Raw genomic sequence first — 25,151 nt, forward strand, 5'->3', positions numbered from 1 at the left:
TATTTCATAAGCAAAATTTTTGTATTTCATTATGAATCTCGTTATGATGTACTCAATAAAAGATAGGTGGTTATAAAATGAAAATTGAATTTTTTCATGATGTCATTTGTAGCTTTTGTTTTCCCATGTCTTACCGTATGCGTCAGATTAAGGAAAGATATCCTAACGTTGAAATCATCCACCGCTCCTTTGCTTTAGCATGGGAAAGTAAGGATTTGGCTCAACAATTTGGAACAAGAGACAATGCCAAAATTGAAATACTGAAACACTGGGAACATGCCAACGAAAACGACGACTTACATCGTTTTAATATATCAGGAATGAAAGATACTCCTTTCCAATTTCCAACATCTAAACCAGGACTTTTGGCTGCGGCTGTGGCTAAAGAAATCGCTGGAGATGAGGCTTACTGGAATGTCTTTGATAAGCTTCAAGAAAAATTATTTGTAGAAAATAAAAATATAGAAGATCCTGAGGTTATTAAAGAAATTATCCAAAAAGAAGGAATTGATATAGCGACCTTTGAAGAGCTTTTCAATTCTGAAAAAACGATTGAAGCCATTAATAATGACCTTAAATTAGCCCAAAACTATAATATTCACGGCGCTCCTTTTCTTGTCATTAATGGAAAATACGGTATTAATGGTGCCCAATCTCTTGAAGTTATTCAAGAAACGATTGAAAAAATTGCCGAACAAGATCATGAACCTTTGATACTTGTAGAAAATGGTAGCACTTGCTCCCTTGATGCAAATGGAACCTGGGTCTGCGAATAACACATGAAAACCAGAATTAAATCGTTTTGATTTAATTCTGGTTATTTTTTAATTTAAAATCAACTGGTAAGCTTTTCTCTCACCATCTGGACAAGGTAAAACAATGTTTCCTTGATAAGAAAAACCAGATCGATCAATTACTTTTTGCATCCCTAAATTTAAGGGATGAGTATCCACTCTTAAATCTGAATGTCCTAGCATTTTTGAAAAAGAGATCAAATGCCCTAAAAAGAATTGGGACATTCCCTTTTGCTTGATTGATGTGGTGATAACAAACCGATGAATAGAAACATAATCAACGCCACCAAGCCATGAAGCATCTGTTATATCAGCATAGCCATCTTGCTCACCTGTAGTAATGGTTCCATAACCTACAATTTGATCAACTTCGATTAAAACATATCCTTCACCAATTCGAAGATCTTCTGTAAGAACTTCTTTATTTGGACCTTCATCATTGCGCCACTGGGGAACATTATTCTTAGCAAGTGTTTCTCTCCCATTTTGTACAACATTTAATATATCTTCTAAATCACTTATTTCGGCTTTTCTAACATAATATAACATATATTTCCTCCCTTTTACTTCTTTTTTTGTAAGTCTAATTCTAATGCTTTACAAATTAATTGTAAAATTATATGCTAAGACCATTAATAGGAGGTGATTGAGATGATACCGTCATCTTTAATCTTGACTCAAGGTAATTTTTATTAAAGATACTTTGAGCAACAACTTAAGATAAGTAGTTTGTTTTCCTCAGAGTATCTCAAACTCATGAGAAAGAAGGAAAAAACATGCTACAACCATATGAATATAACTATATTAAAGGACAAATCAGCCATCTGATTAATGTTTATAAAACAGTAAATGATAAAAGCGTCATTTTGACTATTCAAGAAACGGTGACTCAAAATATATCACCCTTCTTAGAGGAAGCTTTTTTGGCAGAAATTCAACCTATCTATCTAGATAAAACGTTAACTAACGCTAAAGCTGTTTCTCTATTTGAAACAATTGAAGCACAGATTTTACCTTTTAAGGAAGTTTCTGATAAGCAAATCGAGAAAGTCTTTCGAAAAGTTAAAAAAATCAAATATCCTAAATGGGATAGTATTAATTTAAAAGCAATAAATTACCTTGCTTGGGACGATATAGGCACCCAAAGAAAATATATTACCTTTTACCATGAGGAGCGTCTAACTGGTTGTTACGGTGTTATGTCCACAGACGTGATCAAAAACGTGTGTGCCATTTGCCATAAAATAGATAATGTTGCTATGTTTTTAACCACAACCCGAGTCGCTGGTGATGGTACTTATACTAAAAAAGGAAATTATATTTGTAAAGACAGCCAAAAATGTAACCAACAAATGGAAGACTTAGATCATTTACATGATTTCTACCACACAGTTACTAAATAGGAAGGAATGATTTTTTGATCCGCCAAACACATTCTAAAGATTATGAAACTATTTCAAAATTGACCATTGCAGCCTTTAAGACCACTGAATTTGGTTACCAAGGCGAAGCAGAATTAATCGAAAAGATTAGAAATGAAAAAGATTACGATACTGCTTATGAGCTTGTCGCACTAACAGATGAAAAAATCCTTGGACACGGACTATTAAGCCGTTGTTATATCGAGGATGACTCGACTCAACTAGCTGGACTCTCCTTAGCACCTTTGTCAGTGGATCCAGACTATCAAAAACAAGGGATTGGTTCAAAATTAATGCTATCCCTTGAAAAAGCAGCTAGCGAAAATGGTGAACCATTTATCGTTATTCTTGGACATCCTGAATACTATTCAAAATTCGGCTACACCCCAGCAAGCAACTTCAATGTCAAAGCACCGTTTGACGTTCCAGATGAATTCTTTATGATAAAAGAATTACAGAAAGACAGTCTGAATAATGTTTACGGTACAGTAAAGTATTCAAAAGCGTTTGAATAGAGTGAATTAAAAAGCGTTTTGCTCCAAGCATCTGGAGCAAATTAAAAATCATCAGATCCTTTTATTGGATCTGATGATTTTTTTAATTTATCTCATTTTTCTCCATTTTCTTTTCATATCTTCTAAACGTTAGTAGTGCTAGAATACTAAAAACGATTGGTCCTAAAATAGAAAAGAATGTTTCATCATACCTTCCGTGAAGTGCAGGTTCAATAATTGTAAAGACATTAGCAAATCCAATCACGAAAGTTACCATTGCCACAACATATTTGTAACCATTTTTTGATTTAAACATAATGAAAGGTTTTTCGATTTCTTCTTTCTTCTTAAAGCCATAAAAAGCAATCACGATGAACATATAAGGAATACTTACCGCGACATTTGTCATCGATATAATAATTTCAAAAAATTCTTTCGCACCTTTTCCACCAAATGAGACAAATAAAATAATGACAATCACGACAAAAGCTTGAACATACATGGCGTGAACAGGTAAACCATTTTTAGTTTTTGTCCATTTTTTAGGCCAAATTTCTTTAGGTGTTCCCTCAATTAATTGTTTTAAAGGAGAAAAAGCTAAAGTAAAGAATGAACCTGTTAAAGCTAAGAACATTGAAATTCCAATGTATCTTCCCATCCAAACACCAATTTGAATCGCAACACTGTCAGATAAATTTAAGGCTAAACCTAATTGATATCCCATATTATTCATAGCCACATATGCTACATTACCTAGAGTAATATCTGCTGCTGAAAATTCTGTAAAAGCAAATGACCAATTCGTAAAAATTCCCATAATGAAAATTCCTACAGCATATCCCACTGCAATCACAATCGCTGATAATTTGATACCCTTAGGAAAATTAACCACAGCATCTTCCGTTTCATCCACTAATCCACCAATGATTTCCAAACCACCATAGGCAAAAATTGCAAATACTAAGAAACTAAAGACTGAAATAATTGATCCATAATCAGGATTGGGTGACTTAACAAAACTTGCTACAGTCACTGGTTCCGCCATTTGACCTTTATTTAAAACTAATATAAATATTCCGACTAAAATTAAAACGACATTTAATAGGGCAACTGCTACCCCACCAACATTGGTAATTTTTTCAATTTTATCAAGTCCTTTACTGGATACAACCGTAATAAACAAAATCCATATTGCTCCGAGTAACCCTAATGTCTGCACACTATCGAGACCTAAAAATGACCATTGCTGGGTTTTATCAACTCCAAAGATTCCGTTAGATAAAGGAATCCAAATTGATATCCCTGTACTTACCATCCAAATAATATTAGAGGCGTACCACATAACTGTTCCCACAAATGAAAACTTCGGATTAACCGAAACTGCCATCCAGGAATAAATCCCACCCTTTTCATCTTTGAATGCTGCCCCAAACTCAGATAGCATAAAAGCAAACGGTAGAAAGAAAGTCACTGCTGCTAAAACATACCAAATGATTGATGCATACCCCATCAAGTAATAAGCTCTAACAATATTGGCAAAACCAAATACTGAGGTAAAAATCATTAATATGAGAGCTGTTAACGACAGTTTCTTTTTGTTACTCTGTTCTTCGTCCATTGACTATAAACTCCTTAGAAAATTCTATTTGAATACTTATACAGTTTAATTTAAATATGTGAATAAAACACGGTTGTGATACAATTTTCCTTTTATTCTAATCTTAATTTTAGATGTTCCTCATTAAAATATTCATCTGACATTTTGAATGAGAGATGAATGGCAAAAAAAGAAGCTGACAAGTGTCAACTTCTTTTTGAGTTTAGATTTTGATAGTTCTTCCAGTTGCTCGGAGCTAAACGCCCTTTTCACCATTCTATTTCGTAAAGTTATCGAAATATCCTTGGATATAAACGATTGGTGTTCCTTTGTCGCCGCTTCCTGATGTTAAGTCAGCTAGTGAACCGATTAAGTCAGTTAATTGACGAGGTGTTGTTCCTTGGGCTTCCATTGAGCCTGTTAAATCTTCGTCTTTTTCATTGATATGTTTCTTGATGGCTGCTTCTAAATCAGCACCACGTAAATCTGAGAAGTTGTTATCAGCTAAGTATTTTAATTTAACTTCATTTGGTGTTCCTTCTAAGCCAGAAGTAAAGGCTGGCGAAACAACTGGATCAGCAAGTTCCCAAATTTTTCCAACTGGATCTTTGAAAGCTCCGTCCCCATAAACCATCACTTCAATTGTTTTACCTGTTTTTTCTTTGATTGTTTCTTGAATGGCTTCAACAACTGGTTGGCAATCTCTTGGGAATAATTTAATGCCTTCTTCAGTCGATTTGTTTGATCCTAGTAAACCATAATTTTCATTAAATCCACTACCATCAACAGAACTTGATAAAATATCATCTAAAGTGAAAACTTTTTCAGCCCCACTATTTTCTAAGATACGTTTTGTGCGGTAACGTGTATGGATGTCACATGTTAAAACATTTTTAGTGTAATCTAAAATTGTTTTAGGTTTTTGAGAGAAAATAACTTCACATTCGGCACCTTCAGCAGCGATTAATTCTTTGTAATATTCAATATAATCAACACCAGTAAAGGTATGCTTGTTATAACCAAATAACTCTCTAAATTGTTTTTCATCTAAAACATCAGTCCAAGGATTTACACCTTTTTCATCTAACGCATCTAAAGATACTAAGTGATTTCCCACTTCATCTGATGGATAGCTCATCATTAAAACGATTTTTTTAGATCCACGAGCAATTCCTTTTAAAATATTTGAAAAACGATTACGGCTGAAAATCGGGAAAATAACGCCCACTGTTGATTCACCGAATTTATTTGTGACATCTTTGGCAATTTGATCGATTGAAGCATAATTACCTTGCGCTCTTGCAACGATTGATTCCGTTACACAAACGATATCTTTTTCTTCAATACTAAATCCTTCTGCTTTTGATGCATTTAAGACGCTATCGACAACGATTGTTTCGATGCTATCCCCTTCATTAATAATCGGACAACGTAGCCCTCTAGTTATTGTTCCAACTGTGCGTTCCAATAGAAATCGCTCCTTCTTGCATAACCTGTATGCGTTTTAAAATTTTTCTACTCTTGTACTATACCGTGTTTCATGTTATAAGTAAAATTAATATCTACTATATGAGGTATAAGGAGGATTTATATGGTTAACAAACTAGATTTATATCGTGTTTTCTATGAAGTCGCGCAACACAGAAGTTTCTCAAAAGCTGCCAAAAGCCTTTATTTAACCCAACCAGCAGTCAGTCAAGCCATTGCCCAATTAGAACAAGAACTCTCCATTCGCTTATTTAACCGGAACCCACAAGGCGTCATTTTAACTGACGAAGGAAAATTACTTCATGATTATGTTTATTCTGCTCTGAATCTGCTTGACTCTGGTGAGAAAAAGATGGAAGAATTCAAGCTACTAAAAGGTGGAAAAATTGAAATTGGGGTTGGTGATACCATTTCTCGCTATTTCCTACTACCTTTTTTAGAGCACTTCCATCAAATTTACCCTGAAATTAGTTTTAAATTAGTTAACGGAACGACTTCCGAATTAATTGATATCCTAAAACAAGGTAAAATCGATATTGCCATTTGTAACTTTCCAATTGAAGATGACAAACTTGAGAAAATCCACTGTGCTGATGTGCAAGACACTTTTGTCTACGGTTCAAAATACGCGAAGAATTTTTTAGAACCTCAATCAATAGAAGATGTTTTAAAACATCCTATCATTTGTTTAGATCAAGACTCAATTTCACGGCGTTTTATTGATAGTTTTTTGAAGGAGAAAGAATTATCATTAAATCCTGAATTTGAATTAGGTTCTCATGATTTATTATTAGATTTTGCTAAAATTAATCTTGGCGTTGCCTGTGTTACAAAAGAGTTTTCAAAAGCTTATATTAAACAAGGAATTCTTCAAGAAGTGGATTTAATTGAGCAAATCCCTAAAAGAGCGATTGGTTTATGTTATTTAAAAAGCGTTTCACTCTCTTTAGCCTCGCAAAAATTCGTTCAAGTCATCATTAACAACAAAAACACATTGTAAACTCATAAAACTGATATAATAAAATAACTATTTAACTTTCGAACAAATTCATGTATAATAATTACATATAGATTATTTAAATTAAAAGGAGCGAATCTCATGAAAAAAAATTCATTACGCGTTTCAGCACTAGTCTTAGCTTGTGTCCCTTTATTGTTAGGTAGCACAACATTGGTTAATGCAGAAGAAACAACAAAAGATACAACTGAAACAGTTCTTAAAGCTGATGCAGCAGATGAAACTGTGAAAGAAGATGAAGTCACAGCAGCGGACAAAGATAAAGCTGATGAAGCGACGAAAAGTTTTAAACTAGGATTGAAAGACAGCCCTATTAAAACTAAAGAAGGTTCAAAAGGCGTTATCAACCTTGGAAAATTGAAAGACAAAGAATTAAAAGGTACATTTGAAACTGAGAAACCTGCTGACAAAGAAGACCTTGTTACCATTAACGAAAAAGGTGAATGGACTGCTTTAAAAGCTGGGAAAACAGATGTTAAACTTTTCTTTAAACCAGATACAGCTACAAAAGAATTTTTGAAGAAAGAATATCCTACTCAAACAATTGGCGATAAAATTCCAGTTGAAAATGTATCATTTGTGATTGATAAAAAAGATACTACGACTGTAACTCCAACTCCATTAGGATTAACGTTAACTCCAACTATTAAAGACAACAAAGGTAAAATTACACTCGACTATAATGGTGCTGCTTTAAATGCTGATTTTGATATTCTTGATTCAAAAGACGGAAAAATTAAATTAGCTAAAGATGGTTCATTTGAAGTTCTTGAAAATGGCGTTAAAGAAAAGAAATTTAATCAAGAAGTTAGCTTTAAATTAATCAAAGATAAAAACTTTGATGCAATCGCTAATTCAGATAAATTTAAAGGAAAAGAAATCAAATTAGACTACAAACAAAGTGTTAAAATCAATGCTTCAGATGTAAAAAAAGAAGAAAAAGTAATCAAAATTACTTTTAAACAAAAATCATTAGATGCTACATTTGACGGTTCTAAATGGTCTGGTCAAGGTAGATTACAAGCTATAGCTGATGGTAAAATCGATGTTACAGGTACTTTTGGAGCAATTAAAAATGATCCTTATCTTTCACTTAGTGATAAAGGTGATTGGGAACCTTTAAAACCTGGTTCTGGAGAATTCACTCCTGGATTTACTATTGATGATGCTTCTATGAAAAAACTTAATGCAGAGTATCCTAAAAATGAATTAAAAATTGTTTATTCTGAAGATAAAATCAAAGTAAACTTCGTGGATAAAACAAACACTGGTGGCAACACTGGTACTCCTGGTGGAAAAACTGCCAAAGATTATGTTCCAGTCAACAAATTACCTCAAACAGGTGAAGAAAAAATGAAATTTGCTGGTGTTATTGGTGCAGTAGTTATCGTAATCGCTGGTATTATCTTCTTCATGAAAAAGAAAAAAGGCTCTGACGATACAGAAGCTTAATATTTAAATAAAAAAACAGACATCTCCAGTTAAATGGAAATGTCTGTTTTTTTATTCCGGGGTCAAACGGCAGTTGCCTGGAGCTTAACGCCGTTTTCACCACTCTGATTAGTGAAAAACGATCTTACTTCTTTCATAGAAGTGCTCTTCTTCTTCCCCTAAAACATTGGCTAATCTTGCAACAACAAAAAAGTAATCTGATAAGCGATTCAAGAATTTAAACGCATCTGTTGGAATGTCTTCTTCTTCAATTAAAGAAGCCACCGCACGTTCTGCTCTTCTTGTTATCGTTCTAGCAACATGTAATTGACAACTTGCTTTGTTACCACCAGGCAAGATGAAGCGTTCAATTTTTGGCAACTTTTCTGTATGCCCATCAATCTTGTCTTCCAACCATTTGACATGTTCTGAGGTTATCATAAAAGGCATCTCATCTGACACATTCGCTAAGTCTGTTCCACAATCAAATAAATAGTTTTGAACTTCTGTTAATTCAGCGACAAGTTCTTCGCTATTTTTTAACTCTCTTACTTCACAAATACCTAAACCGACTTGGGAATTAATTTCATCTGTGGTACCATACGCCTCAACACGCTTATTGCCTTTGTTAACACGTTTACCACCGATTAGACTTGTTTTCCCTTTGTCTCCACCTTTTGTATAGACTTTCATGTTGTCACTTCCTTTATTTATTTCATTTCGAATTTAGATAAATTCCAGATAACTTCGTCTCCAGCTTTTAATTTGTATTCGTTAGCTCCCACTTCTGCTTCTTTACCGTTTACTTGGTAAATCCAATATTTTTGAGCTTTTGCATCTTGTTTTTTGTCATCGATTGAAGAAATCATGTTGTTTTCTTCACCAATTTTAAAGTTATCAGCCATTACATCGCCTAAAATAGCATCTTCTTTAATTTCGATTTCTTTTGTACTGAATTCTTTTCCATCTTCTTGTAAGACAACTTTAACAGCTTTTTCAGTTTTTTCTGATGAAGCTACTGCTGAACTGCTTGCTTGTTGGTTACTATCTTTCGTTGTGTCTGCTTGTTTTGAGCCACATCCTGTTAAAGCTACTAATAATACAACTAATCCTACTATTTTTTTCATTTTCTTTCCCTCTTTCTTAATTTTCCAAACCATATTTTTGTTTAATACGTTTTATTTTCGTACTTAATGGCTTGATTAATATGTTTACAAATGTTGCATTCGATATCATATACGTCATTGTATAAGGTATCGCTGGAATTAATACAGTGAAGTAACGACTCCACGTAAAGACGCCATCAATGGACAGCACTGTCCATATATCCATTAAGAGTGAATACATCACTCCTGACATGATAGCTAAAATACTTATAATGATCCGATTATTTTCATGCTTTCTAACCCACTTACTACCTGCAATTAATCCAATTATGCCCGTTGTTATCATTTGGAACGGCGTCCAAGGCCCTTGTGTAAAGATCATATTGGCGACAAATGGAGACAAAGCTCCCACCATAAAACCAAATAATGAGCCAAACTGAAGTCCGGAAATAATAACCACTGCTACTAAAGGATTAATCGACGGGGCAAAGAAAAAAATAATTTTTGAAACAACTGCCGTCGCTGTCATTACCGCAATCAAAACTAATTCTCTCGTTGCCATCTCTTTTCTTTCAAATTTTTCTAAAAATGGAATAAAAGAAACTAACACCACAAATATGGATAATAAGTTATAGCGATTGTGTTGATAAAAGAAATACATGAGCGTTAGGCATAAAAGAAAAATGATTAGTTTTCTGATTTTCTTAACCATTAGCTTCATTCCCTTTTTCAAAAGAACACCATTGTTCTTTTGCTTGCTCCACAGTGACTACTTTTGGTAAGTAATTCTTCACTATTTTATTTGTCGGTGTCGTATAGAAATAATTACTTGAAAAGAACGTTTCTGGATCAGATATGGAAATCATTTGTTTATCAAAAAATAACCCGCAACGATCTGCAATACTAGCTGAAAACGCCATATCATGAGTAACAATAATAATTGTCTTACCGCTCTTTGATAAACTCTTTAATATTTTACCGATTTTTTTCTTATTTTTAGTATCCACGCCTTTTGTTGGCTCATCTAAAAATAAAATATCCGGTTGAAGAAGTAAAGTTTTACCTAAAGCCACTAACTGCAGTTCCCCACCACTTAAATCAAAAGGATGTTGATCCATCAAATGATCAATTGATAAAGAGTTAACCACTTCCTCTATTTTTTCATCTACTTGCTGTATTTTCATAGCTTCTAAAAAGCCTTGATAATCATCTTTGACTGTTTCTTTAACAAACATAGCAGCTGGTTGCTGAGGTAAATAAGCAATTTCATGCCCGTAATTTTTATTTTTTCCTTTTAATTTTTTACCATTAAGAAGAATTTTTCCTTGATAAGGATTTACAAGGCCACTCATTACTTTAAGGAGTGTACTTTTACCAGAGCCATTCCCACCAAGAATCGTAAAAATTTCTCCTTGATTGATATCTAATGATACGTCGTATAAAATATCCGTATCAAGGCGCGAATATTTAAAAGCCACTTGATTTAAAGAAATAACAGGATTTTTTTCTACTACTCCTTCATTTTCTACCGTGTTAAAAGCTGAAACATTCCTACTTTCAAAAAAAGTATTCATCTGTCTGATGCCTTCACTGATAGTTAATGGATAGCTTGTCTTTAATTGATACAAACGATGTAATCGAATGGCTGAAGGTAAATTTTCTTCACCCTCTTTTGTTTTTATTAACGTCTCAATCAACTCTACTGGACTTCCTAAAATAGCGCTCTCGCCTTTTTTTAATAATAACAGTTGATCCGCTGTACCGAAAACTTCCTCTAAATCATGTTCTGCAATAATTATCGTCGTGTTTAATTCTTTATTTATCCGGCTAATGGTTCGTAAAAAATCTAATGAGGCGATTGGGTCAAGCTGAGCAGTGGGTTCATCTAAGATGACAATTTCAGGTTGCATCACAAGAACAGCTGCTAAGTTCAATAATTGTTTTTGTCCCCCTGATAATTCACTCACATCTTTGTGATACCAATGATGAATCCCAAAATAATTCGCCATCTCACCAATCCGACTTCTAATAATTTCCCTTGGTAATCCTAAATTTTCTAACCCAAAAGCAAGTTCAGACCATACTTTATCAGTCACAATCTGAGCTTCAGGATCTTGCATCACATAGCCTATTTTAGAGGCAGCTTCTTCGTCAGATAGTTCTGTTATTAAACGATCATTGAAATAAATAGTTCCTGTCATCTTGCCATGAGGTTTTAATTCTTCTTTTAATAATCGTAGCAATGTGCTTTTTCCACTTCCAGAAGCTCCCATCACAACAACAAAATCACCTTTTTTAACATTAAAGGTTATATTTTCTAAAACATTTTGAGAGGCCTGATCATACCTAAACCCTACATTTTCCATTCTAAGTATGTCCATTTCACTTGCTCCTTTAATTCAACTAATAAGGGTAAACATAATAAAAACCCTAGACTAATATAACCTAATAATGACACGCCTTCTTCAATCCCTAAATTAATTCTTGGGTAATAATAAAATGAGAAGCCACCACTTTTTGAGCATAGATATACGCCACTAAATAATATGGCACTCACTAATACAAGCGTGATGTCTCTTCTTTTGATATGATACGCCTGATATTGTGTTCTATTTTTTAAACCGTACCCTCTAGAATTCATTGAATCAGAGGTGATAATTGATTTCTCTAATGCCCATCCAAACAAACTTAAAAATGTTTGGTACTCTTTTTCGATCTTTTTTCGTCCTTCTACTTCATTATTTAAGCCAATTCCTTTTTGAGCTAGTTTAATATTATCGACTTCTTTTTGATACAGAGGAATAAACCTTAAAATCATTGATAAAACTAAAGAAACTTTAGGCAGCCTTTTTCCAAATAGATACAGAATTTTTTCACTATCAAAACATAATGAAAATAATCGAAACCAAATAAAAATGGCACACATCATCACACCAAAAGATATACCATAAAATAACGACTCCCATGTAAATCGGTAGCTCTTACTTGCGCTAATCACCCATTCAAATAAAATCGTTCTTCCTGTATGAACAAATAAAAAATTACCTAACATAGAAAAGATAAAAATGATGGCAAATAATTTTAGATCACTTTTTATTTGCTGCTTCTCAACTAAACGCCACTGGGTGAATACACCTACTATAAGCGCCATTAACCGAATGATAGGATTCACAGAAAACATGATAATCATTAGGATTAAACAAAAATATAAAAAAATAATAACCGGATGAAAATGTGGAAAGTATTGCTTTTTTAAAGAATTCATAGGATAGCCTCAATCTTATTATATATTAACTAAAAAAAAATTTTTAAACAAATTAGAATAGTCGCTATTCACTTTATAATACCATGTAAAAAGAACAAAAAAAATAACCTATAAAAAAGAAAACGTTTACCGATTATGTCTTTTGAGATATAATATAACGTGAGGCATTTAAAAATTTAGGAGGTGATTTTTTGGAGATAAGAACCTTACAAACTTTTCAAGTTGTGGCTGAGGAATTAAACATGACCAAAGCAGCAATTAAACTAAATTATTCACAACCAACCATCACCAAACATATCCAAAGTTTAGAAACTGAACTAGGAAGTACCCTACTTATCAAAAGAAACGGAAAGTATCTTTTGACAAAAGCTGGTGAGGAGCTTTACATGAGATCAATCAACATCTTAAAAGAGATTAACTTGATCAAAAATATTTCACCTGACCAAGGCAACCATATCTCACTCCAACTTCAAGGTCATGACTATTACGGTTTTCGCTATTTCATGCCTGCCATAAACAAGATGGCTAAAACAAATGAAACAGTGACTTTCACCTTAAATGGTGCTAGTAATGAGGAAACCATTAGTAAAATTTTGAAAAACGAAATTGATCTTGGCATTATCACAGGTAAAGTAGCCAGTTCTGATTTAATCACTAAGCAAATTGCTGTTGAGAGTACAGCTCTTTGTATCCACCATTCAATCTTTAATCCAGAGTATTCACTGGAAGATTATTTTTCTAAATATCCAATCGTTATTGATCAATCTGAGTATTATAACTATGATAACTCTTTTCAGCAATGCTTTAATCAACCGACAATCATCAATACGAGTAGTGATGAAATTGTTCAAGAAGCCATTTTATCTGGTAAAATGCTAGGCATCGTTAGAACGGGTAGACTTCAAGAATATATTGATTCTGGGACAATCAACATTATTGAAGTCATAGCAAAAGAAGAGCCGATTCAAGTCATCATGAATAAATCCAACTGTACAAATCAATCTATCTCAACCCTTTTTAATTTTGTTTGCCAACAAGGTGCTCACAACACTCCGAAACTGCAAACCATAAAATGGGCATAAACTGAGAATACTATAAGTTCTTTTACTTGCCGGTAAAAGAACTTTTTTTAATGAAAAAGAGCCACTTTGTTTACACAAAGTGGCCCATGTTTTAGACATGATTAGCCACTTCTCTACTCCCGAAAAAGTGAATTTAGAATACAACCAATGTTCCTGACTCAAACATCATGATGATGTTTATACAGTTGCGGGTACAGTGTTGGCCTCTCACCAACTTCCATTGTCATTCATAAGAATGTTTTATTCTAAATTAAACGATATTATTAATTATAACTTATCTTTTCAGCATTTGAAAGCCTTTTCGACTAATTAATCTTTAAAAACTTGTTCTCTAAACGATTTTTCCAACAATATAAGTGCAGCCTCTTCATATTTGTGTGCCAAGACACCTAATGACGCCATAATATAATCATGATCGATTAAGACTTTTACACTTCCTGTTGGTAATAAAAGAGATGATTTTGAATCCTTATCCTTTGTGATTTTTTGTAAAATAGCCGGACCATTGGCAAGCCTTGTTAATGCCCCACCTGTTCCAATCACATACTTCACATTGGATAAATCTTTTCCTTGTGCCAAAGTAGAACGACCTGTTGGACCATAAACATATCTTACTTGCCCAGCGTGTCTTTCAACAGCAGTTAATGTGGCTGCTTCTGAAAGAACCTCAACCAACCTTCGCTCTTCTTCAGTTTTAGGAATCGAATGATATTCATTTCGAAAAAGGTCTAAATCAAACCCTTGTTTAACAAGTTCTTCTTCTCCTACTAACTCAATCACATTTTCTTTATTAACATAGAGTCCTAAATCACCTTCAACCGTTCTTTTAGCTAAAGGTTCCGGAGCTACCTGAATTTTAGAAATCGCTTCTGAGCCTTCTGTCACGGAGTGGACATCTGTTGTCGCCCCACCCACATCAATCACCAACACGTCCCCAATTTTGTCATAAATTAATTGACTTAAATTCATTACCGCTGCTGGCGTCGGTGTAATTGAACCGTTCACAATATCATAGACATGCTCCATTCCAGGCGCATGGACGATATGTTTTTCAAAGGTATCTTGAATAACTTTTCTAGTCGGTTCAACGTTTAATTCATCGATTTTTGGAAAAACATTTTCAACCACATAAAGATCATTATCGTAGTTTTCAAAAATCAATTTAATTTCTTCGTCATTTTCAATGTTCCCTGCATAAATGACTGGAATCGGTAAGTTTAATTCAGCCAACTTTTCAGCATTATTTAAGGCTGTATCTCGCTCACCGTAATCCACACCACCTGCGATTAAAATAATATTAGGATTCGTTTCTTGTATCTTTTTAAAATCCGTTCTTCGCATATTACCAGCCGTTACCATTTTGACAATCGCACCAGCACCAAGAGCTGCTTCTTTAGCGGCTCTTGCTGTCATGTCAAAGACTAAACCATGAACAGTCATCTTTAATCCTCCTGCTGCAGAGGATGTGGCAAATAACTCATCGTAGGTTAAAGTATCTGCTTGTAGATTTTTTTGTAAATCACGAATACTGTTTTCTAGACCGATACGAACATCGCCCTCCTCAACAGTAGTTGCTGCCTGTCCTTGACCAATAAATTTCGGTGAATCTGTATGAATATCATGGAAGGCATTAACGACGGTTGTTGTTGATCCAATTTCTGCTACCAAGATATCTATTTTCATCTTATTTTTTTTCCATTTCTCGGCGACGTTCCACTAACGCTGTCGCCACATTTGATCCGTTACTTCCTCGTCCAAAGGCTGCATCCATCCCATGTTTCACAGCGATTTCTGGAATAACTTGCGTTCCACCAGCCATGATCATGATTTTTTCACGGATTCCTTTTTCAATCGCTAAATCATTAATACGTTGCATATTCTTGTAGTGAATATCATCATGACTGATAATTGTTGAAGCTAGCATGGCATCAGCATTTAATTCAATCGCTGCATCCACTAGTTTTTCAACTGGCACGCTAGTTCCTAGATAATGAACTTCAATTCCGAAACGTTCGATACCACCATGTTTAATATCGATGATTTCTCGTAAGCCCACTGAATGCTCATCTTCTCCTACAGTTCCTGCTACGATCACCATTTTCTTGCGTTTAATGTCTTCACGAATTTCGTCGTCTGACATGACAACAGGTTCTTCTGGAATGATGAGTGAATCTTTCTTAATTGAGAATGGCATACGCCCTTTCATCTCAATACGAGTTCCTTCTGCCGCTTGCATCACTTCTTTATTGATGACTTCGCAATCTTCAAGACCCATTTTTTTACCCATTTCAAGCGCTGCAAATTCTGCTACACGACTTGATTCTGGAATCATGAAGGTCATTAAAACCGTACCGTCTCCTTGCCACTCTGCTTCTGGTTTAATTAAGCCTTCTTCTCTGAATTCTTTTGTTTCTTCTAAACGTAAATTCACGTTATCATTTTCATCTAATTCATCAATAAAAATAATTTTTTCTGGTTTTTCAAATGTTGAACCACCAATTAATTTTGCTGGATCATCAATTGCTGACTCGTCATATTGAGCCACATTGTTGTAACCAAAGTGAGCGGTAACTGGTGCCATGTAGTCTTCATCACGTTTGTAAATCGTGTCAGCTCCTACACCACCATTAATTTTTCTTGAAATCCCGTCGCCATTTCGCTCTGGATAATTACCTGAATCCACAAAGAAAGCATCTTCTACCGATTGGAAGTAACCTCCTGCTTCAATCATTCCTTCTAAGAATAAAACAGAACGTTCTTTGATTTCACGCGCTTGTTCTCGCAATGGTCCATCTTCTTTTAACTCAACCATTTGATTGAAACCATCTAAGCCTTGGAAAACTTGTTTAGCTGTATCACAGGCTTCAACATTATAAATATGCCAAGGAACGTTACGTCCTTCATCTGGCGTGATTGTTGATTGAATATCCGCACTTGTTAATTTTGAAATTAATAAGTTTAATACGTGAGTGACTGTTGCTTCACGAGTTGATGCTTCCATGTATTTCGTATTTTGTTGGGCACGCATGCGGTATTCACTAAAGAATTCACGTAAAGCCACAGCATATGGTAAATCTAAGAACATAGATGGTGCTGGTGGCGCTGTTGGTGGTACTGTTGATAAACAAATATCTGATTTAGCCATCCCCACTTTATAAGAGAAGACTGAGTTAAGGGCATGTTGGACCATTAATTCAGGCATTACTTTCCACGCTTCACGAGCTGTTGCATTGGCATTATGTGCTCCGTCAATTTGAGCAATTCCTGCCCAAGCCATCACTTTTTTAGACTCACAGGCATCGATGAATGAACGAACCATATTAATGTTACGATACAATACATTATATTGTGGATCTTGATGGGCTCCGTTCACCCCTTCTTCAGCAAACATAACCGCAACTTCCGGTCCTGCAATTCCTGATACATAACTATGATAGTTAATTGGGCGACCCACTTCTTCTTCAATGGCATCCAAAGCTTTTCTTTGGGCACGAACTTGTTTTCTTGTGATTGGAATTCCACCAATCCCTTGAGGCGTTCCTTCAATTAACCCTTCGAAATGGGATTGTCCTGCAGTTCTGATTACCATAATATGATCGGCACCATGCCAAGCAGCCATACGCATTCTTCTAATATCATCTTCAAAACGACCAGAAGCGATTTCTGTTGTGATAGATGATGTGCCTTGAGGATCAATATTACCAAAGTATTTAGCAGATGGTAGCGGCACTGATTGTTTTAACGATTCTGCCATGTCATGGTATTCAAATTTATGAAGTTGATAATTTGGTACTGGTGTACGCCATACCCAACCACGTCGTTTAGGTCGGTAATTTTCTAAATCTGTCAAAATTTCATTAATATCTAATTTTTTATTTTTATCTAGTTTGATTGTTTCTGTCATCACTAGTTACCTCCCTTAAAAATAGTTAAAACATCGTCCCAATACTCGCCTTGACTTAATTTAATGCCAGCTTCTCTCACATCGATATTTTTTTCTTTAGCGATTCGGTAAACAATATGTCCTGCACCTTTTCCCATTAATTCGTGAGCAAGCACTCGGTTCACAATTTCAGTTGCTTCAATCGAAGAGAATCCCATTCTTAATAAAACAGAACGCTCAATTGAAGGGGAAGTATATTCTCGTCCCATCTCAAGCATTGGTTCCATAATTTCCTCTGATAAGGCCCAAAAACGATCCTTTAATTCATCATCTGATAATCCCACAAGATGTTTTCTTGCTTCTTCGTAAGTTACTTCTTCCATTGATAGTCACCTCTTATTTTTTTAGTTGTTCGATATGTTTTATAACGTCTTCAACAGTTCCATTGATTTCTTCTGCTAAATAAGCTAATTCTTCTTTGGTTAATTCTCTCTCGATTCCTTTAATAGCATTTCTAATTGCTGAATGTCTTAATTTTTCTAAATCAACATCCTTAATCTCAATTGATTTTGGAGAATCAGGTAAGACAATCGATACGCCAGGCTGTTCATCTCTTGGATTTCCAAAGTGAATATCAATCCCATTATCTCGTGCAAAAGATAACTGAGGCTGAACCGTTTTTCCAGCTCCTGTATATTCTGTTTCTTGAACCAAAATAATTTGATCCTCATCCATCTCTTGAGCAATGGCAAAAGCCGCTGCAAGGGATGTGTTCCCAGCTGGTCCTTTTTCAAGACCTTCTAAATTAGCGAGCATTTCTGTCACATAGAATACTTCCCCTTGGCTCATGGTTACATAACGATCCATGTAACGAAGCGGACGGGCTGCTGAACGTGGCACATCTGATCGATCTGGACCTGTTGTAAAAGGAACACCAAAACCAGTGTGTCCGGTTGTAAAGGATTTACGGTTAAAATCACCATCTGAGGCCATATGTAAACCAGTTAGGTCAACACTTGCTGCTACAATTTTAGTGGTTGTATTCCCAGCTTTAATCATTCCTCTAGCAGTACCAGTTAAGTTACCACCACCAGCGTTGGTTGCTACTACCACATCTGGTTGCTTACCAACTTCTCGGTCAAACTGCTTAACAATTTCATAGCCTAAAGTTTCAACACCGGCTATCCCAAATGGTGTATAAAGTGACGCATTAAAATAGCCTGTTTGTTCCACAATTTGTAAGAATTGATAGAATAATTCTGGTCCAACAGTTAATTGAACGACTTCTGCTCCTAAAGCTTCACATTTCCTAGCTTTTTCAACAATCTCTGGTTGTCCTTTTCCTTTTGAATCAAAACATTCTTGTACCACGATACATTTCAAGCCTAATTTAGCTGCATGAGACGCAACTGCTGCGCCGTAGTTCCCGCTAGTTGCAGTCACTACTCCTTTATAACCTAATTTTTTAGCATGGTAACAAGAAACAGAGGCACGACGGTCTTTGAAACTCCCTGAGGCGTTCGCTGCTTCATCCTTCACAAAAATACGAGCGCCTTTTCCAGGTGCTGCATATTTACGAGAAAGGGCTGTGATATTTTTTAATTCAACAATCGGTGTATTACCAACACCTAAGGCAGATTGAATTTCAATCATTTCATCAATGGAATAACCCACTTCTGACATCATTCGCTCATAATCAAAAGCAACATCGGATAATTTAAAATCTTCATAGTTTATTTTTAGAGAATCTTGAACTATTTTGTTTTTACGATCCATGACTGCTTGATAGCTATTGTTAGACATTAATAATCACCTCCAAATAATTCTTTTCTGATGGTTTGGTCAATCTCTAGAATTTCTGGCACAAATTCACCAAAACTATGTCGGAATGTTGGATGTACCTGAATTAATTTTCCTTCAACTAATCGTCCAGTTACCGTTTTTACAGTCACCATTTCGCCTAATTCAGCATCTTCAGTTAGAAAACCCTTCACCCACATTTCTAGTGGCACACTTTTTGTATCATCTGGTACTTGTGGCGCTCTTTGATCAGATGTCAAAACAACTGAATGAACTTGAACCCACTCATTTTTCTTAATCATGTCTAAAGCCTCCATTATTTATTTAACGATTTTTGCCTCTGGATGAATTTGATCTCTAAAATCACCTAAAATAGCATGTGGAATTGGTAAATCAATCATTGTTACAAGTCCAGGACGAGCGTTGATGGTTTGCGGAATCATGTTGACACACATCGCTATCGTTCCAACACCACCTTCAACTTCTGGTGAGTTCACCACATTAATCGCTGGATTTCCATCAATAATCACGTAATCGCCTGTACTAACACCCACTTGTTCTGGTTCGATTTGTTGAGGATGATCCATCTCGATGATCGTTTCTCCGTCCTTTTTACCCCAAGCTTTCATCGCAACACCTGCAATTGAACCAGCTTTCGCTTCACCATGAGGCGCTACACGATCTACGTCTGTGACGATTGGTTCCATGTCTTGAACGATTTCATCTAATTCTATTCCTAAGGCTGTTGACATGAGTGAAATAGATTCAGGGAAACCAACGTGTCCAGCTAATGTTCCTTCTGCTTTACCTTTTTCAAACTCTTCTACAGAAATACCGATGCCTTGTTCTTCCATTACCGCTGCTCCAAATGGAGACAATGAATTGACACGACGAGATGTAATTTTTTTAATATCTGTACAAGCACCAGTCATAACTAAAACAAGTACATCCATAATTAAGCCTGGATTAATTCCAGTTCCTAAAACAGACACCCCATTTTCTTTTGCTAAAGCGTCAATTTTTTCTGCTAATTCAGGATTTTGAGCTTTAGGAAAAGCCATTTCTTCGGCACTTGTAACGACATTCATTTTATGTTCAACGATTAATTTAATTTTATCGAAAGCTTTTTTAGTAAATGAATCTGTACATAATAAAACAACGTCTGCACGTTTTTCTGTAATGTACTCTTCTACCGTTCCAATCTTGATATTTTCTTTTCCTTCAAAAGTTTCTCCTAAATGTTCAAAAATTGGTTTACCGATTTTATCACCAATATCAATAGCTCCAACAACATCCACACCTTTTTTTCCTAATAACATACGTGCCATTCCAGAGCCCATAGCTCCCATTCCCCAAATAATTACTTTTACGTTTTGCATTAATATTTCCTCCTATTTTTTATATAAATTCTTTTTTAACATACTCACTGGTAAAACAACTTAATAGCGAACCATAATCTAAACTAAATGAAACTTCATCGCCTACTTGGTAATCATCTTTTGCCTTAGTAAAATCAATAATCAAATGATCAGAGCTGGCTCCTATGATTTCAAGACGAGAATCAAGAGGCGTGATTGCTGTATGATCAACATCTTGACGCCCAATCCCGACAATACCTCGTTTCATTAGTCCTTTATCAACAAAGGTTGGTTTATTACCAAATGCGTCCACACCTACTTCACCAATGGGATAAGATGGTTTTGTTTTATACTCAACAATTTCTGTTTTTAAAGTAAACACATCTTGATGCATCTCTTGATAATCTTTTCCGTAAGCTGTTTCTCTTCCTAAAACAAAGGCTTCTCCAATTCTTAAATTAGTGATGCCATTCGGTAAATTTTCCTTCGTATCAGGTTCTAGCATATAAACGGAACTTGAATTACCACCAGAAATCATCGTTAATGCCACATCAAAGCACGCTTCTATTTGCATTTTGTATTTAACTAATTGATTTAAAATAGCTTCTGTTGGAATGACTGCTCCGTAGCACGTTAAGTTAACTCCTAAACCAACTAGTTCAATATTTTCTAATGTCATAATCTCTTCGACGATAGAAAAAAGTTCCTCTTCTTCAAAAATCCCTTCTCTCAAGTCTCCTAAATCAACCATTAAAAGAATGCGATGTTGCTTACCTTGACGAGCCGCTTCTTCATCTAGTTTCTTTATCACTTCAATTTCTGTATTAAAACTAATATCTGTGTATTTCACCACTTCTGGTATTTCACTGATCATTGGAATTCTTACCAAAACTTTTTCTTTTGATGTCTCCTGATTATTAATAAAATTTTCAACTCGTGAATCTCCTAAATAATCAATCTCCTCACACGCATCATAAACTGAGATTATCTCAGGATGAGCCGAAAAAGATTTAGTGATAGCGGTTACAGAAATGTCGTTATTTTTCTTAATTCTCTTTGAAAGAAAGTCGATATTTTCTTTTATTTTTACTAAATCAACCACAATTCTCGGATTTTGCATTGCGATCCTCCTCTTATTAGGTTTCTTCTCTACTTTAAGTATAACGGTCAAACAGGCTTTTAAATTGCCAAAATGGAATAGTCACTATCATAAATAACAACTAATCTGCCCCTGATTGAACAGAATTAAACAAAGCTTCATTTAAATTAGACACACACAAACCACTCGCACCAACTAAAAGTGCTGTCTTAGCAACTTCTACAACACCATGTCCATAGCTATCAGCTTTGACAACAGCAAACAATTCAACAGGAGAAGACAACGACTCTATTTTTTCGACATAAACTTGGAATCATTTTCTTCTCCCCTTTAAGGAATTATCAAGTGTTCTATGCGATATCTCCTGCTTTGTCATCTTTATTATGCTTGTCTTTTTTCTCATAATAATTGTAAACAGGTAAGCCCAGTAGCATGATAATAATGCCAGCCATTGCGTAAGTAAATTGAGTGATGATGGTACTTATAACAACAGCTGCCCCACCTAAAATAGCCACGATTGGAATAAATGGATATAAAGGAACTTTGTAAGGTCTAACAGCATCAGGTTGTGTTTTTCTTAATTTAATGACACCATAAAACGTTAAAATATAAAAATTCCAAATCATAAATGTTGATAAGTCCGTTAATAAATCATATTTTCCAGTTAAGCAGTAAAGTGAAGAAACAATAAAAACAAACCAAGTCGCATTGGATGGTACTCCATTTTTGTTAACTTTCTTTAAAACATGACTAAAAGGAATCCGGTCACTTTGAGCTAAAGTAAACGTTGACCTAGCTGCTGTAAAGACGTACCCGTTTAGCCCTCCAAACACCGAAATGAGAATCCCGATGGAAACAAATTGCCCCCCTTTTTGACCAAATAAAATTTTAGAAACATCTGCAGCTGGCGTTTCTGTTAACATTAATTGATCCGCTGGCATTACCCATAAATAAGCCACGTTCATAACAATATAAATAAATGCAACGACTGAAATCCCTAAAATTAACGCTTTCGGTAGATCTTTCCCAGGATTTTTCATCTCTCCAGCAATCATTCCAACACCCATCCAACCATCAAAAGCGAAAAGGGCAGCAAGTAGCGCAAGCGAGAATGCTTTCCCTGGATTTAAATCAGGACCAAGTAAGGGTGTTAACACATCATTACCTGTCCCTTTAACAAAACTTACAGCAATAATTGTGACCAACGGAACCAATTTACCTACAGTCGCAATGTTTTGAATAATACCACTTGTTCTTGATCCTAAATTATTCATAAAGGCAAGAAAACCAGTTGTTCCAATTGCTAAAAGCACTTTTGGCCAGTAGTTATCTGAGGGAAAGCCTAAAAGACTAGCTCCTTGCACTCCGAATACCACTGCAATTGCTGCTGTTGAACCGGTTTGATACAATGTCGAATCAACCCAACCTGTCATAAAACCTAATTTTGGACCGTAAATATCGTGAATATATGTTACCATTCCACCTGTTTTTGGAATCATTCCTGCCACTTCTGCAGCAGTTAAAGCACCTGCTAAAGAAAGAATTGCTGCAACAACCCAAGCCAACATACCTAGTCCCGGTGCGCCACCGGTAGCATTAAAAATCGCGTAAGGTTTAAAAAAGATTCCTGAACCTACAACCATTCCTATAATAGTTGTTAGAGCAACTGTAAAACCCAAAGTTTTCTTTAACTGATTAGTTTCACCATCAGACATGTTTTTACCTCCAAATTTTCTAATATAATTATTTTCCAAATAATTATAGTGGTTCTTTAATATTTTCACGTTGGACATTATTTTCAAATAAATGTTAAGCACAATTTAATCAAGAAATATAATCAAGGTTTTACTAAATAAATAGTTTAAGTATATTGAGATTTCTATCGACACATGTTATTGATTCATTTTTAACTGCTAATTAGTTTAGTAATTAACAAGTGAATACGAGATGATTGTGAATTTTTATGAAGCCTCCTTTTTTCTATACTTGTAATCAAACAACAGATGTTTTATTTGAACTGTACATTTATATATTAATGATAACGCTTTCTTTGTTATTTTGGAAACCTTCCTTCGAATAGTACCTATTCACTTTTAGAATACACCTTTAATCCTATTATTTTGAGAACTATTCACAAAAAAATAAGTCATTATTTCACAAAAACAACCTGTTCTTGTAAATAATGACTTATTTATAATAATCTTTAGGACACTCTTTATTCAATTATCTTTTTGACTTTGAAGGCATAGGTATTTTTTGATGGTTCTTCCTGATCAGATAAATCAAATAGTATATGCTCTTTTTCTGGATGATCTGGATCATTCACTATGACTAATTGACGTCCTTTTTTCCACTTCAACCGCTCAACTTGTGCTGTTCTTTCAAGTTCTTTGGTATCAAAATTCGAAGCCAAAGCATTCCCTAAATTAAAGAATAATGTCTCTTCCATTTTTACCACTTCCTTTATGAAATATTAGCTACATTTATGTATTAATTATATCATAAGTTGTAAAAAAGGAAGCCAATTTCATCTAATTACTCGATAATGTTGTCCAAACATTTAAAGCATCTTTCATTCCTTTAACATGATGAACTCTAATATATTCCACACCTTGAGTAGCCGGATAAAGAGTCGCTGCCACAGAGCCAAAATCACGCTCTAAAGGATTTTCCTCATGAATCAAATGATTGATTGTTCTTTTTCTAGAAACTCCGTACAACACCGGAAAATCTTTGTAACGGAATTTTTGTGGGTGTTTTAAAATTTCAACATTTTCTTCTACGGCTTTTCCAAAACCAATACCTGGATCAAAAATAATGCGTTCATCAGCGATACCAGCTGTTTTACAGGCTTGATATTTCTCCTCATAGAAATCCTGAATGTCCTCTTCAACAGTCATCTCTTTTCTTCGTGGTCGAGAATGCATAATCATCACGTCACTCTTAGGATACTTAAGAGCCACATCCATCATTCCAGGTAAATCTAAACCTCTCACATCATTAATAATAGTCGCACCAATTGATAGAGCATGATCTGCTACCTCTGGAAAATACGTATCAATCGAAATCGGAATATCACTATGCTCTCTAAGTCCTCTAATCACAGGATCAATTCGGCGAATTTCTTCTTCAAAAGACACTTCTGTATAACCGGGACGTGTTGATTGTCCCCCAATATCTAAAATATCCGCTCCGTCTTTAATCAACTGTAAACCGTGAGCGATAGCTGTATTGGCATCGAAAAATTGACCACCATCTGAAAATGAATCCGGGGTGACATTTACGATTCCCATTATTTTGACATCTTTCATGTTA

25 protein-coding genes and 1 riboswitch are annotated in these 25,151 nt (G+C 35.0%); of the genes, 6 read left to right on the plus strand and 19 right to left on the minus strand.

The features are described 5' to 3' along the window. Positions 1–77: 77 nt before the first annotated feature. Positions 78–776: a DsbA family oxidoreductase gene (locus tag G7082_RS14440; RefSeq protein WP_166035897.1), complete on the plus strand. Its 699-nt coding sequence runs from the start codon at positions 78–80 to the stop codon at positions 774–776. Between the two features lie 48 nt (positions 777–824). On the opposite strand, the gene G7082_RS14445 is transcribed toward G7082_RS14440, so the two are convergent. Then, entirely contained in the window at positions 825–1,343 is a 519-nt protein-coding gene (locus G7082_RS14445; protein WP_166035898.1) for a GNAT family N-acetyltransferase, read from the minus strand. Between the two features lie 227 nt (positions 1,344–1,570). Between G7082_RS14445 and G7082_RS14450 the strand changes: the two genes are divergently transcribed. Both G7082_RS14450 and G7082_RS14455 read left to right on the plus strand, forming a co-directional pair. Then, on the plus strand, positions 1,571–2,197 hold the full coding sequence (locus tag G7082_RS14450) for a FusB/FusC family EF-G-binding protein (protein WP_166035899.1): 627 nt from the start codon (positions 1,571–1,573) through the stop codon (positions 2,195–2,197). A gap of 14 nt (positions 2,198–2,211) precedes the next feature. After that, a complete protein-coding gene (locus G7082_RS14455; protein WP_166035900.1) occupies positions 2,212–2,730 on the plus strand; it encodes a GNAT family N-acetyltransferase in 519 nt (172 codons plus the stop codon). Positions 2,731–2,812: 82 nt separating this feature from the next. Here the strand turns inward: G7082_RS14455 and yjeM are convergent, their stop codons facing one another. Then, the gene (yjeM, locus tag G7082_RS14460) at positions 2,813–4,327 is read right to left on the minus strand and encodes a glutamate/gamma-aminobutyrate family transporter YjeM (protein WP_166035901.1); all 1,515 of its coding nucleotides are present in this window, start codon (positions 4,325–4,327) and stop codon (positions 2,813–2,815) included. Between the two features lie 256 nt (positions 4,328–4,583). Further along, on the minus strand, positions 4,584–5,774 hold the full coding sequence (locus G7082_RS14465; RefSeq protein WP_166035902.1) for a coenzyme F420-0:L-glutamate ligase: 1,191 nt from the start codon (positions 5,772–5,774) through the stop codon (positions 4,584–4,586). 123 nt (positions 5,775–5,897) lie between these two features. Between G7082_RS14465 and G7082_RS14470 the strand changes: the two genes are divergently transcribed. Next, positions 5,898–6,794: a LysR family transcriptional regulator gene (locus G7082_RS14470; RefSeq protein ID WP_166035903.1), complete on the plus strand. Its 897-nt coding sequence runs from the start codon at positions 5,898–5,900 to the stop codon at positions 6,792–6,794. A 99-nt stretch (positions 6,795–6,893) separates the two neighbouring features. Next, a complete protein-coding gene (locus G7082_RS14475; RefSeq protein WP_166035904.1) occupies positions 6,894–8,264 on the plus strand; it encodes an LPXTG cell wall anchor domain-containing protein in 1,371 nt (456 codons plus the stop codon). A gap of 108 nt (positions 8,265–8,372) precedes the next feature. Here the strand turns inward: G7082_RS14475 and G7082_RS14480 are convergent, their stop codons facing one another. Genes G7082_RS14480 through G7082_RS14500 form a run of 5 tightly spaced genes read right to left on the minus strand, consistent with a single transcriptional unit; the run spans position 8,373 to position 12,614 of the window. Then, a complete protein-coding gene (locus G7082_RS14480) occupies positions 8,373–8,936 on the minus strand; it encodes a cob(I)yrinic acid a,c-diamide adenosyltransferase (RefSeq protein WP_166035905.1) in 564 nt (187 codons plus the stop codon). A 17-nt stretch (positions 8,937–8,953) separates the two neighbouring features. After that, positions 8,954–9,370 (minus strand): DUF4430 domain-containing protein, encoded by a 417-nt coding sequence (locus tag G7082_RS14485; protein WP_166035906.1) that lies wholly within the window; start codon positions 9,368–9,370, stop codon positions 8,954–8,956. Positions 9,371–9,386: 16 nt separating this feature from the next. Continuing rightward, positions 9,387–10,061, minus strand: coding sequence for an ECF transporter S component (locus G7082_RS14490; RefSeq protein WP_166035907.1), 675 nt, complete (start codon positions 10,059–10,061; stop codon positions 9,387–9,389). Further along, entirely contained in the window at positions 10,054–11,730 is a 1,677-nt protein-coding gene (locus G7082_RS14495; protein WP_166035908.1) for an ABC transporter ATP-binding protein, read from the minus strand. Before G7082_RS14495 ends, G7082_RS14490 begins: the two co-directional genes overlap by 8 nt. After that, positions 11,703–12,614 (minus strand): energy-coupling factor transporter transmembrane component T, encoded by a 912-nt coding sequence (locus tag G7082_RS14500; RefSeq protein WP_166035909.1) that lies wholly within the window; start codon positions 12,612–12,614, stop codon positions 11,703–11,705. The genes G7082_RS14495 and G7082_RS14500 overlap by 28 nt, the downstream gene beginning before the upstream one ends. Positions 12,615–12,805: 191 nt before the next feature. Here G7082_RS14500 and G7082_RS14505 point away from each other — a divergent pair, with 191 nt between their 5' ends. Continuing rightward, positions 12,806–13,696 carry a LysR family transcriptional regulator gene (locus G7082_RS14505; protein ID WP_166035910.1) on the plus strand — a complete coding sequence of 297 codons (891 nt, stop codon included), beginning with the start codon at positions 12,806–12,808 and terminating at the stop codon, positions 13,694–13,696. A gap of 125 nt (positions 13,697–13,821) precedes the next feature. Beyond that, a riboswitch (cobalamin riboswitch) is annotated at positions 13,822–13,954 on the minus strand. 51 nt (positions 13,955–14,005) lie between these two features. Here the strand turns inward: G7082_RS14505 and G7082_RS14510 are convergent. The 11 genes from G7082_RS14510 to folP all read right to left on the minus strand — a co-directional run bounded on the left by G7082_RS14510 (position 14,006) and on the right by folP (position 25,147). Next, positions 14,006–15,379, minus strand: a complete 1,374-nt coding sequence (locus G7082_RS14510) for a GlmL-related ornithine degradation protein (protein ID WP_166035911.1) — start codon at positions 15,377–15,379, stop codon at positions 14,006–14,008. A gap of 1 nt (position 15,380) precedes the next feature. Continuing rightward, positions 15,381–17,600: a D-ornithine 4,5-aminomutase subunit OraE gene (gene oraE, locus G7082_RS14515; protein ID WP_166035912.1), complete on the minus strand. Its 2,220-nt coding sequence runs from the start codon at positions 17,598–17,600 to the stop codon at positions 15,381–15,383. A 2-nt stretch (positions 17,601–17,602) separates the two neighbouring features. Beyond that, the gene (locus G7082_RS14520; RefSeq protein WP_166035913.1) at positions 17,603–17,962 is read right to left on the minus strand and encodes an ornithine aminomutase subunit alpha; all 360 of its coding nucleotides are present in this window, start codon (positions 17,960–17,962) and stop codon (positions 17,603–17,605) included. A 13-nt stretch (positions 17,963–17,975) separates the two neighbouring features. Next, positions 17,976–19,382, minus strand: coding sequence for a 2-amino-4-oxopentanoate thiolase subunit OrtB (ortB, locus tag G7082_RS14525; RefSeq protein WP_166035914.1), 1,407 nt, complete (start codon positions 19,380–19,382; stop codon positions 17,976–17,978). Continuing rightward, positions 19,382–19,681, minus strand: coding sequence for a 2-amino-4-oxopentanoate thiolase subunit OrtA (gene ortA / locus G7082_RS14530; protein ID WP_166035915.1), 300 nt, complete (start codon positions 19,679–19,681; stop codon positions 19,382–19,384). Before ortA ends, ortB begins: the two co-directional genes overlap by 1 nt. An 18-nt stretch (positions 19,682–19,699) precedes the next feature. Then, positions 19,700–20,758, minus strand: a complete 1,059-nt coding sequence (gene ord / locus G7082_RS14535) for a 2,4-diaminopentanoate dehydrogenase (protein WP_166035916.1) — start codon at positions 20,756–20,758, stop codon at positions 19,700–19,702. A gap of 19 nt (positions 20,759–20,777) precedes the next feature. Then, a complete protein-coding gene (gene orr, locus G7082_RS14540) occupies positions 20,778–21,857 on the minus strand; it encodes an ornithine racemase Orr (protein WP_166035917.1) in 1,080 nt (359 codons plus the stop codon). A 100-nt stretch (positions 21,858–21,957) separates the two neighbouring features. Continuing rightward, positions 21,958–22,119, minus strand: a complete 162-nt coding sequence (locus G7082_RS14545; protein ID WP_420825016.1) for an alanine racemase — start codon at positions 22,117–22,119, stop codon at positions 21,958–21,960. 67 nt (positions 22,120–22,186) lie between these two features. Continuing rightward, the gene (locus G7082_RS14550; protein ID WP_166035918.1) at positions 22,187–23,551 is read right to left on the minus strand and encodes an APC family permease; all 1,365 of its coding nucleotides are present in this window, start codon (positions 23,549–23,551) and stop codon (positions 22,187–22,189) included. 500 nt (positions 23,552–24,051) lie between these two features. Continuing rightward, the gene (locus tag G7082_RS14555; RefSeq protein ID WP_166035919.1) at positions 24,052–24,285 is read right to left on the minus strand and encodes a hypothetical protein; all 234 of its coding nucleotides are present in this window, start codon (positions 24,283–24,285) and stop codon (positions 24,052–24,054) included. Between the two features lie 82 nt (positions 24,286–24,367). Then, complete coding sequence (folP, locus tag G7082_RS14560) at positions 24,368–25,147, minus strand: dihydropteroate synthase (protein WP_238842665.1); 780 nt, start codon at positions 25,145–25,147, stop codon at positions 24,368–24,370. Positions 25,148–25,151 lie beyond the last annotated feature (4 nt).

This window comes from Vagococcus hydrophili, assembly GCF_011304195.1.
Taxonomy (GTDB): domain Bacteria; phylum Bacillota; class Bacilli; order Lactobacillales; family Vagococcaceae; genus Vagococcus; species Vagococcus hydrophili.

What these genes read in the sequence shown, in the direction of transcription:
- G7082_RS14510 (WP_166035911.1), bottom strand. Translation starts at nt 15,379, where the DNA reads ATGAAAATAGATATCTTGGTAGCAGAAATTGGATCAACAACAACCGTC.
- oraE (WP_166035912.1), bottom strand. Translation starts at nt 17,600, where the DNA reads ATGACAGAAACAATCAAACTAGATAAAAATAAAAAATTAGATATTAAT.
- G7082_RS14485 (WP_166035906.1), bottom strand. Translation starts at nt 9,370, where the DNA reads ATGAAAAAAATAGTAGGATTAGTTGTATTATTAGTAGCTTTAACAGGA.
- G7082_RS14440 (WP_166035897.1), top strand. Translation starts at nt 78, where the DNA reads ATGAAAATTGAATTTTTTCATGATGTCATTTGTAGCTTTTGTTTTCCC.
- ortB (WP_166035914.1), bottom strand. Translation starts at nt 19,382, where the DNA reads ATGTCTAACAATAGCTATCAAGCAGTCATGGATCGTAAAAACAAAATA.
- G7082_RS14445 (WP_166035898.1), bottom strand. Translation starts at nt 1,343, where the DNA reads ATGTTATATTATGTTAGAAAAGCCGAAATAAGTGATTTAGAAGATATA.
- G7082_RS14475 (WP_166035904.1), top strand. Translation starts at nt 6,894, where the DNA reads ATGAAAAAAAATTCATTACGCGTTTCAGCACTAGTCTTAGCTTGTGTC.
- folP (WP_238842665.1), bottom strand. Translation starts at nt 25,147, where the DNA reads ATGAAAGATGTCAAAATAATGGGAATCGTAAATGTCACCCCGGATTCA.
- G7082_RS14480 (WP_166035905.1), bottom strand. Translation starts at nt 8,936, where the DNA reads ATGAAAGTCTATACAAAAGGTGGAGACAAAGGGAAAACAAGTCTAATC.
- ord (WP_166035916.1), bottom strand. Translation starts at nt 20,758, where the DNA reads ATGCAAAACGTAAAAGTAATTATTTGGGGAATGGGAGCTATGGGCTCT.
- G7082_RS14550 (WP_166035918.1), bottom strand. Translation starts at nt 23,551, where the DNA reads ATGTCTGATGGTGAAACTAATCAGTTAAAGAAAACTTTGGGTTTTACA.
- G7082_RS14470 (WP_166035903.1), top strand. Translation starts at nt 5,898, where the DNA reads ATGGTTAACAAACTAGATTTATATCGTGTTTTCTATGAAGTCGCGCAA.
- G7082_RS14555 (WP_166035919.1), bottom strand. Translation starts at nt 24,285, where the DNA reads ATGGAAGAGACATTATTCTTTAATTTAGGGAATGCTTTGGCTTCGAAT.
- G7082_RS14495 (WP_166035908.1), bottom strand. Translation starts at nt 11,730, where the DNA reads ATGGACATACTTAGAATGGAAAATGTAGGGTTTAGGTATGATCAGGCC.
- ortA (WP_166035915.1), bottom strand. Translation starts at nt 19,681, where the DNA reads ATGATTAAGAAAAATGAGTGGGTTCAAGTTCATTCAGTTGTTTTGACA.
- G7082_RS14450 (WP_166035899.1), top strand. Translation starts at nt 1,571, where the DNA reads ATGCTACAACCATATGAATATAACTATATTAAAGGACAAATCAGCCAT.
- yjeM (WP_166035901.1), bottom strand. Translation starts at nt 4,327, where the DNA reads ATGGACGAAGAACAGAGTAACAAAAAGAAACTGTCGTTAACAGCTCTC.
- G7082_RS14490 (WP_166035907.1), bottom strand. Translation starts at nt 10,061, where the DNA reads ATGGTTAAGAAAATCAGAAAACTAATCATTTTTCTTTTATGCCTAACG.
- orr (WP_166035917.1), bottom strand. Translation starts at nt 21,857, where the DNA reads ATGCAAAATCCGAGAATTGTGGTTGATTTAGTAAAAATAAAAGAAAAT.
- G7082_RS14500 (WP_166035909.1), bottom strand. Translation starts at nt 12,614, where the DNA reads ATGAATTCTTTAAAAAAGCAATACTTTCCACATTTTCATCCGGTTATT.
- G7082_RS14520 (WP_166035913.1), bottom strand. Translation starts at nt 17,962, where the DNA reads ATGGAAGAAGTAACTTACGAAGAAGCAAGAAAACATCTTGTGGGATTA.